This window comes from Branchiibius hedensis (assembly GCF_900108585.1).
Classification (GTDB): Bacteria; Actinomycetota; Actinomycetes; order Actinomycetales; family Dermatophilaceae; genus Branchiibius; species Branchiibius hedensis.
Genome location: NZ_UESZ01000001.1, coordinates 1347121 through 1362456 on the forward strand (window position 1 = coordinate 1347121; position 15336 = coordinate 1362456).

Here is a 15336-nt window from a genome sequence, read left to right on the forward strand (position 1 = left end):
GTCCTGTCATCTGCTGGTGGGGTCGGACAGACTGTTGCCATGACCGATCGCACCCTGCACCTGAACGGCACCATGGGCAGCACCAAACGCTCCGGACTGTGGCAGGTGCCGCGCTACGTGTCGATCAAACGCCGCCTCGGGTCGGTCGAACTCGACTTCACACAGGCCGAATTCGTCGACGAAACGGTCGACATCCTGGTCGATCTGATCGGCGGCTCGCTGGAGATCCGGGTACCGGCCGACGTCTGGGTGGAGAGCAGCATCACGACCAACCTGGGCAGCTACGAGGACCACCGCAAGGGCAATCCCGACGACCCGCGGATCATCATGCGGCTCACCGGATCGACGACCGCCGGATCGGTGGAGGTACGCGGACCGAAGAAGCCGATCTGGCCGTTGCGCTCGAAGCAGGCCTGACGAGGCCAGGGCCACCGCGGGTCAGTGCCAGGGCGTCAGGTGCAGCAGCGGGTCGATCGCCACGCCGAGGAAGACCAGGGTCAGATAGCTGATCGAGAAGTGGAACAGCCGCATCGGTTTCAGCACCGAGTACGGCGCCCCAGCCTTGGCGCGCGCCAGCAGCAGGTGTGACTCGCGCAAGAAGACCGCCCCGGAGGCAACGGCCACCACGGTGTAGATCAGGCCCATGTCGCCCACCGGGATCAGCACCAAGGTGGTGATCACCGTCGCCCAGGCGTAGGCGACGATCTTGCGGCCGACCGCTACGTCCTCGGCGACGACCGGCAACATCGGCACACCCGCTGCGGCGTAGTCGTCCTTGAACCGCATCGACAGCGGCCAGTAGTGCGGTGGCGTCCAGAAGAACACCACCAGGAAGAGCACGACGGGGGTCCAATCCAGGCTGTTACGAACGGCCGCCCACCCGATCAGCACCGGCATGCACCCCGCCACGCCGCCCCAGACGATGTTCTGCGCGGTACGGCGCTTGAGCAGCATCGTGTAGAAGCCGACGTAGAGCACGATCGCCGCGAACGACAAGGCGGCGGACAGCCAGTTGACCAACAACCCGAGCCACAACACCGAGATCGCGCCGAGGGTCGTCGCGAAGACCAGTGCAGAGCCTGGTCGGATCGCGCCGGTGGCCAGCGGGCGGTTCTGCGTCCGGTGCATCTTGGCGTCGATGTCGCGATCCAGATAGCAGTTGAAGGCGTTCGCCGAGCCGGCCGACAACGTGCCACCGACGAGGGTCGCGAGGATCAGCCAGACCGACGGCACACCGCGGTCGGCCAGGAACATCACGGGGAACGTCGTCACCAGCAGCAGCTCGATGATCCGCGGCTTGGTCAACGCCACGTAGTCCCGCACGACCGTGCGCCAAGTGCGCAGACCGGTGTCCGGAGTGTCAGCCTCGCCACCGATCGGATCCACCGCTGCCGTCTCCTCGGCACCGGAGTGCGGGCGGATCGCGGTCACGATGTCCTTGTCATGGAAGCGGCGCGGGGCGGCCGGTGGTCGAGGAAGAGAACGCGCTCGCAAGCGCTTTTCCCATCCTAGCCTCCCGCGTCGTGACCCTCATCGGGGCGACGCGACCTCGGCAGTTCGCCGCGGCAGGACTAGGCTCGAGGGGAACGGTTATGCGGCCTACGTCCCGCCGAAGGAGTCTCCACCAGTGAGTGTCGAAACCCAGTCCCCGATCGCCCAGCGCGACCCCTCTCTTGCCCGTCCGATCGCCGACCAGGTCGGTTGGAGTGACCTGGACATCCGCGCCGTCGACACGATCCGTGTCCTCGCTGCAGATGCGGTGCAGAAAACCGGCAACGGCCACCCCGGCACGGCGATGAGCCTGGCGCCACTGGCCTACCTGCTCTACCAGAAGGTCATGAAGCACGACCCGACCGATCCGCACTGGTTGGGCCGGGACCGCTTCGTGCTCTCCTGCGGCCACTCCAGCCTCACCCAGTACATCCAGCTCTACTTCAGCGGTTACGGCCTGGAACTTTCTGACCTGGAGTCGTTGCGCACCTGGGGGTCCAAGACCCCCGGCCACCCTGAGGTGCACCACACCGTCGGTGTCGAGATCACGACCGGCCCGCTCGGTTCGGGTCTGGCCTCGGCCGTCGGTATGGCGATGGCCCAGCGTCGGCAGCGGGGTCTGCTCGACCCCGACGCCGCACCCGGTGAGAGCCCGTTCGATCACCACATCTACGTCGTCGCCAGCGACGGCGACATCATGGAAGGCGTCTCCAGTGAGGCGTCCTCGCTGGCCGGTCGACAGAAACTGGGCAACCTGACGCTGTTCTACGACGAGAACTACATCTCGATCGAGGACCAGACCGACGTGTCCTTCTCCGAGGACGTCGCGGCCCGGTACGCGGCGTACCAGTGGCACACCCAGATCGTCGACTGGCGCACCTCCCGCGCCGAGGACGGCACGTACGTCGAGGACGTGGACGCGCTGTACGCCGCCATCGAGGCCGCGCAGGCAGTCACCGACAAGCCCAGCATCATCGTGTTGCGCACGGTCCTGGGCTACCCGGCGCCCACCAAGGAGGACACCGGCAAGGCGCACGGCGCAGCACTCGGCGACGAGGAGGTCGCGGCCACCAAGAAGTTGCTCGGCTTCGACCCCGACAAGTCCTTCGAGGTCTCCGACGAGGTCATCTCCCACGTCCGCGAGGTCGCCGCCCGCGGCAAGGCTGCGCACGAGGCATGGCAACCGGGCTATGAGAAGTGGCGTGCGGACAATCCGGCCGCTGCCGACCTGCTGGACCGGTTGGTCGCGGGTGAGCTGCCCACTGGGTTCGCCGATGCGTTCCCGGTGTTCGACGCCGACGCCAAGGGCATCGCGACCCGGGCCGCGTCGGGCAAGATCCTGTCCGCGCTCGCCCCGGTGATGCCCGAGTTGTGGGGCGGTTCGGCCGACCTGGCCGAGTCCAACAACACCACCATGGAGGGTGAGCCCAGCTTCCTGCCCGAAGGTGTCGAAACCCGCGAGTGGAAGGGCGGCCCCTACGGTCGCACCCTGCACTTCGGGATCCGCGAGAACGCCATGGGCATGATCCTGAACGGCATTGCGCTGGAGGGACTCACCCGGCCCTACGGGGGCACCTTCTTGGTGTTCTCCGATTACATGCGACCCGCCGTACGCCTGGCTGCCATCCAACAACTGCCGGTCACGTTTGTCTGGACGCACGATTCGATCGGCCTCGGCGAGGACGGCCCCACGCACCAGCCGATCGAGCACCTCGCCGCGCTGCGCGCCATCCCGGGGCTGGATGTGGTCCGTCCCGCGGACGCCAACGAGACGGCCATTGCCTGGCGCACGATCCTGCAGCACAAGGACCGGCCGGCCGGTCTGGCCCTCACCCGGCAGAACCTGCCGATCGTGGACCGCACGGAGTACGCCAGTGCCGACGGGGTCTCCCGGGGCGCCTACGTGCTCGCCGACGCCGCTGGCGGACCGCCGGACGTCATCCTGATCGCGACCGGTAGCGAGGTGGCGTTGGCCCTGACCGCCCGCGACCACCTGGCGCAGGACGACATCAAGGCGCGTGTTGTCTCGATGCCGTGCCGGGAATGGTTCCTGGAGCAGGACCAGTCCTACCGTGACGAGGTGCTGCCGCCCACGATCAAGGCGCGCGTCAGCGTCGAGGCTGCCAGCCAGCTGGGGTGGCGCGATTTCGTCGGCGACGCCGGCCGCACGGTCGCGATCGACCACTTCGGCGCCAGTGCCGCCGGACCTGTGCTCTTCGAGAAATTCGGATTCACCGCCGAAGCCGTCGTCGATGCCGCGAAAGCGTCCATCGCGGACGCAACCGCCTGACCACTTACCCCGCCTACGCCAAGGCTTCACAAGGAGGCTTCACCCATGACCAACGCACACACCCAGGCGCTCAGCGACATCGGCGTGTCCATCTGGCTGGACGACCTGTCCCGCACCCTGGTTTCCTCAGGCGAGCTGAAGGCGCTCACCGAGGAGAAGAACGTCGTCGGCGTCACCAGCAACCCGACGATCTTCGCCGGCGCGCTCTCGGATGGATCGGCGTACGACGAACAGGTCCGCACGCTGGCCGCCGACGGGGCGGACGTCGACGAGGCGGTCTTCGTCATCACCACCGACGACGTGCGCAACGCCTGCGATGTCCTGCGCCCGGTCTATGACGCCACCGACGGCCAGGACGGCCGGGTCTCCATCGAGGTCGACCCGCGGCTGGCACGCAACACCCAGGCCACCATCGACAGCGCCCGCAAACTGTGGGACACCGTCAACCGGCCGAACGTGATGATCAAGATCCCGGCAACCGCCGAAGGCCTGCCCGCGATCACCGCAGCCATCGCTGCGGGCATCAGCGTCAACGTGACGTTGATCTTCGCACTCGAGCGCTACCGCGAGGTCATGGACGCCTACCTGTCCGGTCTCGAGCAGGCGCAGCAAGCCGGCGTGGACCTGTCCACGATCCGCTCGGTCGCCTCGTTCTTCGTATCCCGCGTGGACACCGAGGTCGACAAGCGTCTGGAGAAGATCGGTACCGAGGAAGCCGCGGCGCTCAACGCCAAGGCCGGCATCGCCAACGCCCGCCTGGCCTACCAGGCGTTCACCGAGGTGTTCACCACCCCGCGCTGGGAGAACCTCGCGGCCGCCGGCGCGCATCTACAGCGCCCGCTGTGGGCATCCACCAGCGTCAAGGACCCGGCGCTGCCCGACACGCTCTACGTGGTGCAACTCGCGGTTGCCGACACCGTCAACACGATGCCGCCCAAGACGCTGGACGCCCTCGCCGACCACGGCGAGCCCGACGGTGACCGGGTCACCGGCGAGTACGCCGATGCTACCGCCGTGATGGACAAGCTGGACCAGCTCGGGATCTCCTACGAGGACGTCGTGAAGGTCCTCGAGGACGAGGGGATCGAGAAGTTCGAGGCGTCCTGGAACGACTTGCTGGAGTCCGTCTCCGGCGAACTGTCCAAGGCCCGGGCCTGAGGGCCCCGCGACGAGTAGCGACGGTGAGCCCCGCTCGAGTAGCCCGGGGGATCAATCCCCTTCGTCACGCCGACGATCGCCGCATGCCGCGGATCGCCGGCCCGTGTTGCATGGTGATGTTCGGTGTCACCGGTGACCTGGCCCGCAAGAAGCTGCTGCCGGCGATCTACGACCTGTACAACCGTGGGTTGTTACCACCCAGCTTCGCGCTGGTGGGTTTCGCCCGACGGGACTGGGAGGACCAGGACTTCGGCAAGATCGTCTACGACGCAGTCCGCGCTGGCGCCCGGACCCCGTTCCGGGAAGACGTGTGGCGCAACCTGTCGGAGGGATTGCGTTTCGTACCAGGCAGTTTCGATGACCCGGATGCGTTCACCGAACTAGCCAACACGGTCAAGCAACTCGACGAGGAGCGAGGAACCGGCGGCAACATCGCGTTCTACCTGTCCATCCCGCCGGGCTCGTTCAGCACCGTGTGCCAACAGCTGGATGCCTCAGGTCTGACCGACCAGAAGAACGACTCGTGGCGCCGCGTCGTGATCGAGAAGCCGTTCGGGCACGACCTGGCCAGCGCTCGCGCCCTGTCCGAAGTGCTCGAGCGGGTCTTCCCGCCGGACTCGATCTTCCGGATCGACCACTACCTGGGCAAGGAGACCGTCCAGAACATCCTGGCGCTGCGCTTTGCCAACCAGTTGTTCGAGCCGGTGTGGAACAGCCACTACGTCGACCACGTGCAGATCACGATGGCCGAGGACATCGGCATCGCCGGGCGTGCCGGCTACTACGACGGCATCGGCGCCGCCCGCGATGTCATCCAGAACCATCTGCTGCAACTGCTCGCCCTGACCGCCATGGAGCAGCCCAATTCCTTCGACGCCGGCGGACTTCGGCAGGAGAAGGAGAAGGTGCTGGCTGCGGTCAGCCTGCCCGATGACCTGGGCAAGTCCACCGCTCGCGGCCAGTACGCCGCAGGTTGGCAGGGCAGCAAGAAGGTGATCGGTTACCTCGACGAGGACGGCATCAACAAGCGCTCGACCACTGAGACGTACGCCGGGCTGAAGCTCGAGGTGCACACCCGCCGCTGGGCAGGGGTGCCGTTCTATCTGCGTACCGGCAAGCGGCTGGGCAAGCGCGTGACCGAGATCGCGGTGGTCTTCAAACGGGCGCCGCACCTGCCGTTCGCGGACACCGACACCGAAGAGCTGGGTCAGAACGCGATCGTGATCCGAGTCCAGCCGGATGAAGGAGTCACGATCCGCTTCGGCTCGAAGGTGCCCGGCGCCACCGGGATGGAGGTGCGGGACGTGACGATGGACTTCGGCTACGGCAGCGCCTTCACCGAGTCCAGTCCGGAGGCTTACGAGCGACTGATCCTCGACGTACTCCTGGGTGATCCGCCGCTGTTCCCGCGGCACGAGGAGGTCGAGTTGTCCTGGAAGATCCTGGACCCGATCGAGCGGTTCTGGGCCCGGCAATCGCGCCCGGAGCAGTACCCCGCGGGTACCTGGGGTCCGCACAGCGCCGATGTGATGATGCGCCGCGACGGGCGCACGTGGAGGATGCCGTGATCGTCAACCTGCCCAGCAGCAGCGTTCAGGACGTCAGCAAGGCGATGGTCCGCCTGCGCAACGAAACCGGCTCGATGACCCTCGGTCGGGTGATGACGCTCATCATCGTCACCGACGAGGACTACGCGGAGGAATCCCTCGAGGCCGCCGCGCAAGCCAGCCGACAGCACCCCAGCCGGATCATCGTCGTCGTCCGCTCCGCCATCCGGGCCGCTGCCCGGATGGACGCCCAGATCCGTCTCGGCGGCGATGCTGGTGCCTCCGAAATCATCGTGCTGCGCCTGTACGGCGAGTTGTCCGATCACGGCGATGCCGCCGTGATCCCGCTGCTCCTGGCCGACTCCCCCGTCGTCGCCTGGTGGCCGCACGAACCGGGCTCGGATGTGGCGGGCTCGCCGATCGGAAAGATGGCCGACCGCCGCATCACGGATGCGTCCTCGTCCAAGGATCCCCGCCGTGAGCTGCAGAAGCGTCGGGAGCACTTCGATGAGGGCGACACCGACATGGCGTGGTCCCGGGCGACCCGCTGGCGGGGCCTGCTGGCCGCGGCACTGGACCAACCGCCGTACGAGCCGGTCACCTCGGCCGTCGTCACCGGCGCCTCCGACTCGGCCAGCGCCGACCTGCTGGCGGGGTGGCTGGCGATCTGTCTGAAGTGTCCGGTACGCCGCGTCAACGGCCCCGCCGGGCGCGGACTGATCTCGGTGCGGCTGCAACGCGCCAGCGGACCGATAGACCTGGTCCGCACCGAGGATCAGCAGGCGACGCTGAGTCAGCCCGGCCATCCGGTACGCCGCCTCGCGCTTCATCGCCCGACCACAGCCGACTGTCTCGCCGAAGAACTGCGACGTCTCGACAAGGACGACATCTACCGGGAGACGCTGCTGAAGGGACTGCCGAAGGTCACCCAGTCGCGTACGACGTCCGCGAAGGCGACCCGCAAGGGTGAGACCCCGTCTGTGCAGCGGGCGACTGCGGAGGGCAAGAAGGCAGCCCGCCGCGCCGATTCGTCGATGTCCGCCCGATCCCTGGCCAAGCGTTCTGCACCGACAGCCAAGAAGTCAGCGGCTCGGAAATCAGCAACTTCGACGTCGGCGACGAAGGCGACCGCCAAGAAGGCCGCCACAACGAAAACGACAGCAAAGAAGACGACGGCAAAGAAAACGGCAGCAAAGAAAGCCCCCGCGCGGAAGAAGGCATCCAAGCGCGCCTCGACGAAAGCGGAGAAATAGTCGTCATGACTCATTCCGATCCGAGCTCAGGTGCCCCGAGCAGAGTGGTCATCCATCCGGACAAGCAGGCGGTCGCCGACGCCGGTGCCGCTCGCTTGCTGACCGCGATCATCGACGCGCAAGCCGAACGGGCAGAGGCACAACTGGCCCTGACCGGTGGATCGATGGGTTCGACGATCATCACGTCCCTGCTGAACCAGCCCGGTCGGGAAGCGGTCGACTGGCACCGGGTACGCATCTGGTGGGGTGATGAGCGGTATCTACCTGCGGGGCACCCCGATCGCAATGACACCCAGAACGACGACGCCGGGCTCACCGCGCTGGGACTCGATCCGGCGAAGGTGCACCGGGTGGCCGGTCCGGATAGCAGCGGTTCAGTGCAGGACAGCGCGGACGCCTACGCCGCTGATTTGCGGCGGTACGGCCTCGGCGCCTTCGACGTCGTCATGCTCGGCGTGGGTCCGGATGCCCATGTCGCCTCACTCTTCCCCCACCACCCGGCGCAACGGATCACCGGTGCGATCGCCGTACCGGTGGAGGATTCTCCCAAGCCGCCGCCGACCCGCGTGTCGCTGACCTTCGAGGCGCTGAACCGGACGCGGGCGGTGTGGTTCCTGGTGGCGGGTGCCGAGAAGGCGGACGCCCTCGCCGCGGCTCTCGCACCCGGGGCAACGGCGTGGGACGTCCCGGCCGCGGGGGTGCACGGCACCGACGACTCGGTGTGGCTGGTCGACCAGGCCGCAGCGGCCCTGCTGCGCCACTAGCCCGAGCCGAGGTCCTCGCAGCCGCCAGAACGTCCCAGCCAGCAGGACCTCGCGGGCTACTGGATCAGGCCGCGGTCCCGCAACGACTTGAGCGCCTCGTCGAGGATCACGGCGCCTTCCTTGTCGCTGCGGCGCTCTTTGACGTAGGCCAGGTGGGTCTTGTACGGCTCCGCTTTCGGCGGTGCCGGCGGGTTGTCCTGGTCCTGACCGGCCGGGAAACCACACCGCGGGCAGTCCCAGAACTCCGGGACGACCATGCCAGGCTCCTGCGCGAAGCTGGGGGTCGTCACGTGCTCGTTCGCGCAGTAGTACGCCACGACGACGCGCGGAGCTGCCTCGCCACGCTCGGCCTCCCCCATCGGACCCGCTCCGACCCGGCTGCCCCGGATCGCGTTACCACCGGCCACGTAATTCCTCCTGATGCCTGACCGGACCAGTAGGCAACCCCCGATGCCCGCCAGCCGGATTCTTAACCGAACCGGACCTGAGTTGAACCGGAGCTAACTGAAACGGACGAGCAGACCCAACCCGATGATCGCCAGCACCCACAACAGACTGGCGGCCAACGTCAACCGGTCGAGGTTACGTTCGGCGACTGAGGATCCGCCGAGGTTGCTGGAGACGCCGCCGCCGAACATGTCCGACAATCCGCCACCCTTGCCCTTGTGCAACAGGATCAGCAGGGTGAGGAACAGACTCGTGATGGCAACGACGACCTCGAGCGCAATCTTTACGGCTTCCACAGACGTCGAGTGTAAACGGTGAATCAGGCGGTGACGTGCGCCTGGTAGCGGCAGATGGCCGCGAACTCCACCGGATCCAGCGATGCACCGCCCACCAGAGCCCCGTCGACGTCGGGCTGGGCCATGATCGACGCAACGTTGCCGGACTTCACCGAACCGCCGTAGAGGACACGTGCGGCGTCGGCTGTCGCCTCGTCGTACAGCTCGGCCAGCTTGGCCCGAATGGCGCCGCAGACTTCCTGGGCATCATCGGGGGTGGCCACCTCACCGGTGCCGATCGCCCAAATCGGTTCATAGGCGACAACGACAGTGGCGGCCTGCTCGGCGCTCAGACCCTCGAAGGCGGCCACGATCTGGGCATCCACGTGGGCGACCTGCTCACCGGCCTGGCGTACCTCCAGCGACTCGCCCACGCACAGCAACGGCACGAGTTCGTTACGGAACGCGGCCTTCACCTTGGCGGCCACGACGTCGTCGGTCTCGCCGTGACCTTCTCGACGTTCGCTGTGCCCGACCAGCACGTAGCTGACGCCGAGTTTGCGCAGGAACACACCGGAGATGTCACCGGTGTAGGCGCCTTCGTCGTACGGCGAAAGATCCTGGGCACCGAGCAGCAACGACAGCTTGTCCCCGTCGATGAGGGTCTGCACCGAGCGCAGGTCCGTGAACGGCGGCACCACGCAGACCTCGACGGCATCGAAGTCGTGCTTCTTGTCGCGCAGCGTCCAATCCAACTTCTGCACCAGGACAGTCGCCTGCTGGTGGTCGACGTTCATCTTCCAGTTTCCGGCGATGAGCGGCGTGCGAGCCATGGTTCAGTCCTCCAGGATTGCGAGACCGGGCAGCGTCTTGCCCTCGAGGTATTCGAGGCTGGCTCCGCCGCCGGTCGAGATGTGGGTGAACTGGTCGTCGTGGAAACCCAGCTGCCGGACCGCGGCCGCGGAGTCACCACCGCCGACCACCGTCAGCGCGCCGTCGGCGGTTGCGTCGACGAGCGCCTCCGCAACCGCTTTGGTGCCTGCGGCGTACGGCGCCATCTCGAACGCACCCATCGGGCCGTTCCAGAAGACCGTCTTGGATTCGCGGATCTTCGCTCCGAACGCCTCGGCCGAGTCTGGACCGATGTCGAGGCCCATCTGATCGGCCGGAATGGCGTCGGCAGCAACGACCTCGTGGTGGGCGTCGGCCGAGAAGGCGTCCGCAGCCACGATGTCGGTGGGCAGCACGATGTCCACGCCCCGGTTCTCGGCCTCGGCGAGGTAGCCCTTCACCGTGTCGATCTGATCGGCCTCCAGCAGGCTCTTACCGACCTCGTAACCCTGAGCGGCCAGGAAGGTGAAGACCATTCCGCCACCGATCAGCAGGGTGTCGGCTTCCTTCAGCAGGTTTTCGATGACACCGAGTTTGTCGCTGACCTTGGCACCACCCAGCACCACGGCGTACGGGCGGCGCGGCCGGGTCAGCCGCGAGAGAACGCCGACCTCGGTCTCCACCAGACCACCGGCGGCCTGCGGCAGACGCTCCGCGACGTCGACCACACTGGCCTGCGCACGGTGCACCACCCCGAACCCGTCCGAGACGAAAACATCTGCCAGAGAGGCGAGTTCGTCGGCAAAGGCACCGCGTTCCGCATCGTCCTTGCTGGTCTCACCCTTGTTGAACCGCAGGTTCTCCAGGACGGCGACGTCACCGTCCTGGAGGCCCGCGACGACCTCGTGGGCTGAATCTCCCACCGTGTCCGTGGCGAACGCCACCGGTTGGCCGAGGAGTTCAGACAGCCGCTGGGCGACCGGCCGCAGGGAATACTGCGGGTCCGGCTCGCCCTTGGGACGGCCGAGGTGGGCGACCACGATCACGCGAGCACCCTGCTCGGTCAGCCGCTTGATGGTGGGTACGGAGGCTCGCACCCGGCCGTCGTCGGTGATGTTGCCGGCCTTGTCCAGCGGGACGTTGAGGTCACTACGCAGCAGGACCTTCTTGCCCCGCAGATCCCCCAGATCCGCGATCGTGCGCATCAGAGCGACTTGCCGACCAGGACAGTGAGGTCGACCAGACGGGTGGAGTAGCCCCACTCGTTGTCGTACCAACCCACGACCTTGACCAGGTTCCCGGTGACCTTGGTCAGCGGGGCGTCGAAGATGCACGAGGCCGGGTCGGTGACGATGTCGGAGGACACGATCGGGTCCTCGTTGTACTTCAGGTAGTTCGCGAGGCGACCCTCGGTGGCTGCAGCCTTGACGACCGCATTGACCTCTTCGACCGAGGTTTCCTTCGGCGCGATGAAGGTGAGGTCGGTGGCCGAGCCCGTCGGCACCGGCACGCGCAACGCGTAGCCGTCCAGCTTGCCCTTCAGCTCCGGCAGCACCAGGGCAACGGCCTTGGCCGCACCGGTCGAGGTCGGAACGATGTTGAGGGCGGCAGCGCGGGCGCGGCGCAGATCGCGGTGCGGACCGTCGTGCAGGTTCTGGTCGCCGGTGTAGGCGTGAATGGTGGTCATCAAGCCACGCTCGATGCCCAGACCGTCGTTGAGCGCCTTGGCCATCGGCGCCAGGCAGTTGGTGGTGCAGGAGGCGTTGGAAATGATGGTGTCTTTGGCCGGGTCGTACAGGTCGTCGTTGACGCCCATGACGATGGTGATGTCCTCGTTCTTGGCGGGCGCCGAGATGATGACCTTCTTCGCGCCACCGGTCAGGTGGGCCTTGGCCTTCTCGGCGTCGGTGAAGAAGCCGGTCGATTCGATGACGACGTCGGCACCGACGCTGCCCCAGTCCAGATCGGCGGGGTCACGCTCCGCGAACGCCGCGATGGCCTTGCCGTCGATGGAGATGGACTTGTCGTCATAGGTGACCTCACCGGGCAACCGGCCCAGGATCGAGTCGTACTTCAGCAGCGTGGCCAGCGTGTGGTTGTCGGTGAGGTCGTTCACCGCCACCACCTCGATGTCCGCACCGGAAGCCAACGCGGCGCGCAAGAAGTTACGCCCGATGCGGCCGAAACCGTTGATGCCTACTTTGATCGTCATGGTGACTAACCTCTCTGTCGCCGGCGTTCGCCGTTATCTGTATTCGCCGTGAGTCGGGGACAAGAGACTGGGTAGTCCAGCCGTCAGCTTGCCCGGTATCCCTGCGGCGCTGCGGGTTTTGTTGCCTACTACGACCCTAGGGGAATTGACCGCTTCTGGCGCCCGGCTGCCCAGCCTTCGGGCGTTACCGGACGGTATGTCTCATTCTTCAAGCATGTCCGGTGTGAGCACCGCCTCAGTGTTCGGAATGTTGAGTTCTTCGGCCCGTTTGTCGGCCATGGCCAGCAGCCGACGGATCCGGCCGGCCACGGCGTCTTTGGTCATCGGCGGGTCGGCCAGTTGACCGAGTTCCTCCAGGGAGGCCTGCTTGTGCTCGACCCGCAGTCGGCCGGCTTGCTGCAGGTGGTCCGGAATGTCGTCGCCGAGGATCTCCATCGCCCGCTCGACCCGCGCCCCGGCCGCAACCGCAGCCCGCACCGAGCGGCGCAGGTTGGCGTCGTCGAAGTTGGCCAGCCGGTTGGCGGTCGCGCGCACCTCCCGGCGCATCCGGCGTTCCTCCCACTGCATGAAGGCGTCGTGCGCTCCGAGCAGCGTGAGCAGCGCGCCGATGGCGTCACCGTCGCGGATGACCACCCGGTCGACGCCCCTGGCCTCACGGGCTTTGGCCGAGATACCCAACCGGCGGGCTGCGCCCACGAGGGCCAGGGCGGCCTCGGAGCCGGGACAGGACACTTCCAGGGCACCGGAGCGACCCGGTTCGGTCAGCGAACCGTGCGCGAGGAAGGCACCGCGCCAGGCTGATTCGGCATCGCACACCGAGCCGTTGACCACTCGCGGCGGCAGGCCTCGCACGGGGCGGCCCTTGAGGTCGATCAAGCCGGCCTGGCGCGCCAACGCTTCACCACCCTGCACGACCCGCACCACGTAATGCGTTGCCCGCCGGATTCCGTTGGGGTTGACCACGATGAGCTCGGACTCATGCCCGTACACCGAGGAAATCGCCTGCCGCAATCGTCGCGCCGCCGAAGCGGTGTCCAACTCGGCTTCGATCACGATCCGTCCGCCGACGATATGCAGCCCACCAGCGAAGCGCAGGGTCGAAGAGACCTCCGCTTTGCGGCAACAGGCTTTGACGACCGGCAGCCGGCTCAACTCGTCCTTGACGTCGGCAGTCATCGCCATGGCTTCATCATCCCACTCGCGTCCAGCACCTGTGCACCGCCGTGGGTCCAGCCTGATTCACAGCCTGCGGCACAGTCACAGCTCAAAGATGTCCCGGTACGCCGCTGCCAGGCGTAGCGGATCGTGCGTGCCCGGCGCGTCGCTATCGGCAACCTGGGTGAAAACCACTGTGGCGCCGAGGGATTGGGCTGCATCCCGCAACTGATCGCCTGAGTCGGTCACGACACTGGGGTCGGCCAGCACCACGTCCAGATGCAACTCCGGCGCGTGCGCGGCAAGCACTTCGAGGTGGTCGGCTGCGGTGTACCCCGCGGTCTCTCCGGTATGCATCGTCACGTTCAACGTGAGCAGTCGTCGCGCTTTGGTGTGCACCAAGGCGTCCCGCAGATCCGGAACCAGTAGGTGCGGGATCACCGAGGTGAACCACGACCCGGGGCCTAGCACGACCCAGTCCGCATCACCGACGGCATCCAGCGCTTCGATGCACGGCCGTGGCGGGTCCGGATACAGCCCGACACTGAGGACGTCGCCCAACGTCGTGGCGACACTCACCTGACCGGTGACAGTGCTGACCTGCTCGGGCTCTTCGGGGTCGGCGCCGCGCACCTGCGCTTCGATCCGGACCGGCTCGACCGCCATCGGAAGCACCCGGCCGCGCGCCTCGACCAGTCGGCCCACCAGGTCCAGGCCGGCCACCGGATCCCCAAGCAGATCCCACAGTGAGGCGATCACCAGGTTGCCCAGCGGGTGCCCACCCAGCGGTCCGTCGCCGGCGAACCGGTGCTGGAGCGCGTCGCGCCACTGCAACCCCCACTCCGAAGGGTCGCACAGGGCGGCCAGCGCCATCCGCAGATCACCAGGCGGCAGGATGTCGAATTCCTCCCGGAGCCGACCGCTGGAACCGCCGTCATCAGCGACGGTGACGATGGCGGTGATCTGGTCGGTGACGTACTGCAGGGCCTGCAGCGAGGCGAACAGACCGTGCCCCCCGCCGAGCGCGGCAACGGCCGGGCGACGACTCACTCGCGCCCCAGATCCCGGTGTACGACGATCGCCCGGATCTCATCGGAGTCCAGTTCCTTGGCGAGGGCTTCCGACATCGCCACCGAGCGGTGCTTGCCACCGGTGCAACCGATGGCCAGCGTGATGTAACTACGGCCCTCCCGCAGGTAGCCCTCCGTCATCGGGCGCAATAGTTCGACCGCACCGGTCAGGAACTCCTTGGCGCCGGGTTGCGCGAGCACGAAGTCCGCCACGATCGGCTCGCGGCCGCTGTGCGGACGCAACTGCGGGTTCCAGAACGGGTTGGGCAGGAAACGCATGTCGAAGACGATGTCTGCATCCAGCGGAATGCCGTATTTGAAACCGAACGACATGACGGCGATCCGAAGACTGGGACCGTCCTCGCCGCCGAACATGCCGCGAATCTTCGCGGTCAGCTGGTGGACGTTCAGCCCACTGGAGTCGATGATGACGTCGGCCGTGTCGCGCAGGTCGGCCAGGGCCTCCCGCTCGGCGTGGATGCCGTCGAGCATCCGACCCTCGCCCTGCAACGGATGGGGGCGGCGGACGGACTCGAAGCGGCGGACCAGGGCCTCGTCGGTGGCGTCCATGAAGACCACGGTCGGTTTCCACCCGGCGTCACGCAGCCGGTCAAGGCCGTCCCGGAACTCGGCGAAGAACACCCGCGACCGGATGTCGACGACCGCGGCCAGAGACCGTCCCTCACCGCCCGCGTCGGCCAGCAATTCGGCCATGGCGGTCAGCAACTGCGGTGGCAGGTTGTCGATGACGTACCAACCCCGGTCTTCCAGGACTTTGGCGGCGGTCGTGCGACCGGCACCGCTCATCCCGGTCACGATGATCAGCTCGGCTTGCGGGCTCAC

At 67.1% G+C, this 15336-nt stretch carries 15 protein-coding genes; 6 read left to right on the top strand and 9 right to left on the bottom strand.

Annotated features, from left to right (window positions below; translation table 11 throughout):
- The first annotated feature begins 39 nt into the window (after positions 1-39).
- The gene (locus tag DR843_RS06650; protein ID WP_109684658.1) at positions 40-417 is read left to right on the top strand and encodes a LiaF domain-containing protein; all 378 of its coding nucleotides are present in this window, start codon (positions 40-42) and stop codon (positions 415-417) included.
- Positions 418-438: 21 nt separating this feature from the next.
- Here the strand turns inward: DR843_RS06650 and DR843_RS06655 are convergent, their stop codons facing one another.
- On the bottom strand, positions 439-1377 hold the full coding sequence (locus tag DR843_RS06655; RefSeq protein WP_245934215.1) for a heme o synthase: 939 nt from the start codon (positions 1375-1377) through the stop codon (positions 439-441).
- Positions 1378-1627: 250 nt separating this feature from the next.
- On the opposite strand from DR843_RS06655, the gene tkt reads away from it, so the two are divergent.
- From tkt to pgl, 5 genes are read left to right on the top strand one after another with little or no spacing between them, the layout of a single operon-like run.
- The gene (gene tkt, locus DR843_RS06660) at positions 1628-3781 is read left to right on the top strand and encodes a transketolase (protein ID WP_245934035.1); all 2154 of its coding nucleotides are present in this window, start codon (positions 1628-1630) and stop codon (positions 3779-3781) included.
- 45 nt (positions 3782-3826) lie between these two features.
- A complete protein-coding gene (tal, locus tag DR843_RS06665; RefSeq protein ID WP_109684661.1) occupies positions 3827-4939 on the top strand; it encodes a transaldolase in 1113 nt (370 codons plus the stop codon).
- Positions 4940-4962: 23 nt separating this feature from the next.
- Positions 4963-6507, top strand: a complete 1545-nt coding sequence (gene zwf, locus DR843_RS06670; protein ID WP_109684662.1) for a glucose-6-phosphate dehydrogenase — start codon at positions 4963-4965, stop codon at positions 6505-6507.
- Positions 6504-7739 carry a glucose-6-phosphate dehydrogenase assembly protein OpcA gene (locus DR843_RS06675; protein ID WP_109688661.1) on the top strand — a complete coding sequence of 412 codons (1236 nt, stop codon included), beginning with the start codon at positions 6504-6506 and terminating at the stop codon, positions 7737-7739. Before zwf ends, DR843_RS06675 begins: the two co-directional genes overlap by 4 nt.
- Before the next feature lie 5 nt (positions 7740-7744).
- The gene (pgl, locus tag DR843_RS06680) at positions 7745-8503 is read left to right on the top strand and encodes a 6-phosphogluconolactonase (protein WP_109684663.1); all 759 of its coding nucleotides are present in this window, start codon (positions 7745-7747) and stop codon (positions 8501-8503) included.
- A 56-nt stretch (positions 8504-8559) separates the two neighbouring features.
- Here pgl and DR843_RS06685 read toward each other — a convergent pair whose 3' ends face one another.
- The 8 genes from DR843_RS06685 to rapZ all read right to left on the bottom strand — a co-directional run bounded on the left by DR843_RS06685 (position 8560) and on the right by rapZ (position 15336).
- Positions 8560-8910 (bottom strand): RNA polymerase-binding protein RbpA, encoded by a 351-nt coding sequence (locus DR843_RS06685; RefSeq protein WP_109684664.1) that lies wholly within the window; start codon positions 8908-8910, stop codon positions 8560-8562.
- Between the two features lie 93 nt (positions 8911-9003).
- The gene (gene secG / locus DR843_RS06690; protein WP_109684665.1) at positions 9004-9246 is read right to left on the bottom strand and encodes a preprotein translocase subunit SecG; all 243 of its coding nucleotides are present in this window, start codon (positions 9244-9246) and stop codon (positions 9004-9006) included.
- A gap of 23 nt (positions 9247-9269) precedes the next feature.
- Complete coding sequence (gene tpiA / locus DR843_RS06695) at positions 9270-10058, bottom strand: triose-phosphate isomerase (RefSeq protein WP_109684666.1); 789 nt, start codon at positions 10056-10058, stop codon at positions 9270-9272.
- Positions 10059-10061: 3 nt separating this feature from the next.
- Positions 10062-11261: a phosphoglycerate kinase gene (locus DR843_RS06700; protein WP_109684667.1), complete on the bottom strand. Its 1200-nt coding sequence runs from the start codon at positions 11259-11261 to the stop codon at positions 10062-10064.
- On the bottom strand, positions 11261-12268 hold the full coding sequence (gene gap, locus DR843_RS06705; protein ID WP_109684668.1) for a type I glyceraldehyde-3-phosphate dehydrogenase: 1008 nt from the start codon (positions 12266-12268) through the stop codon (positions 11261-11263). The genes DR843_RS06700 and gap overlap by 1 nt, the downstream gene beginning before the upstream one ends.
- A 201-nt stretch (positions 12269-12469) precedes the next feature.
- Entirely contained in the window at positions 12470-13450 is a 981-nt protein-coding gene (gene whiA / locus DR843_RS06710; RefSeq protein WP_109684669.1) for a DNA-binding protein WhiA, read from the bottom strand.
- 75 nt (positions 13451-13525) lie between these two features.
- Entirely contained in the window at positions 13526-14473 is a 948-nt protein-coding gene (locus tag DR843_RS06715) for a gluconeogenesis factor YvcK family protein (RefSeq protein ID WP_109684670.1), read from the bottom strand.
- Entirely contained in the window at positions 14470-15336 is an 867-nt protein-coding gene (rapZ, locus tag DR843_RS06720; protein WP_281268796.1) for an RNase adapter RapZ, read from the bottom strand. The genes DR843_RS06715 and rapZ overlap by 4 nt, the downstream gene beginning before the upstream one ends.

What these genes read in the sequence shown, in the direction of transcription:
- DR843_RS06650 (WP_109684658.1), top strand. Translation starts at nt 40, where the DNA reads ATGACCGATCGCACCCTGCACCTGAACGGCACCATGGGCAGCACCAAA.
- DR843_RS06700 (WP_109684667.1), bottom strand. Translation starts at nt 11,261, where the DNA reads ATGCGCACGATCGCGGATCTGGGGGATCTGCGGGGCAAGAAGGTCCTG.
- pgl (WP_109684663.1), top strand. Translation starts at nt 7,745, where the DNA reads ATGACTCATTCCGATCCGAGCTCAGGTGCCCCGAGCAGAGTGGTCATC.
- gap (WP_109684668.1), bottom strand. Translation starts at nt 12,268, where the DNA reads ATGACGATCAAAGTAGGCATCAACGGTTTCGGCCGCATCGGGCGTAAC.
- whiA (WP_109684669.1), bottom strand. Translation starts at nt 13,450, where the DNA reads ATGGCGATGACTGCCGACGTCAAGGACGAGTTGAGCCGGCTGCCGGTC.
- tpiA (WP_109684666.1), bottom strand. Translation starts at nt 10,058, where the DNA reads ATGGCTCGCACGCCGCTCATCGCCGGAAACTGGAAGATGAACGTCGAC.
- tal (WP_109684661.1), top strand. Translation starts at nt 3,827, where the DNA reads ATGACCAACGCACACACCCAGGCGCTCAGCGACATCGGCGTGTCCATC.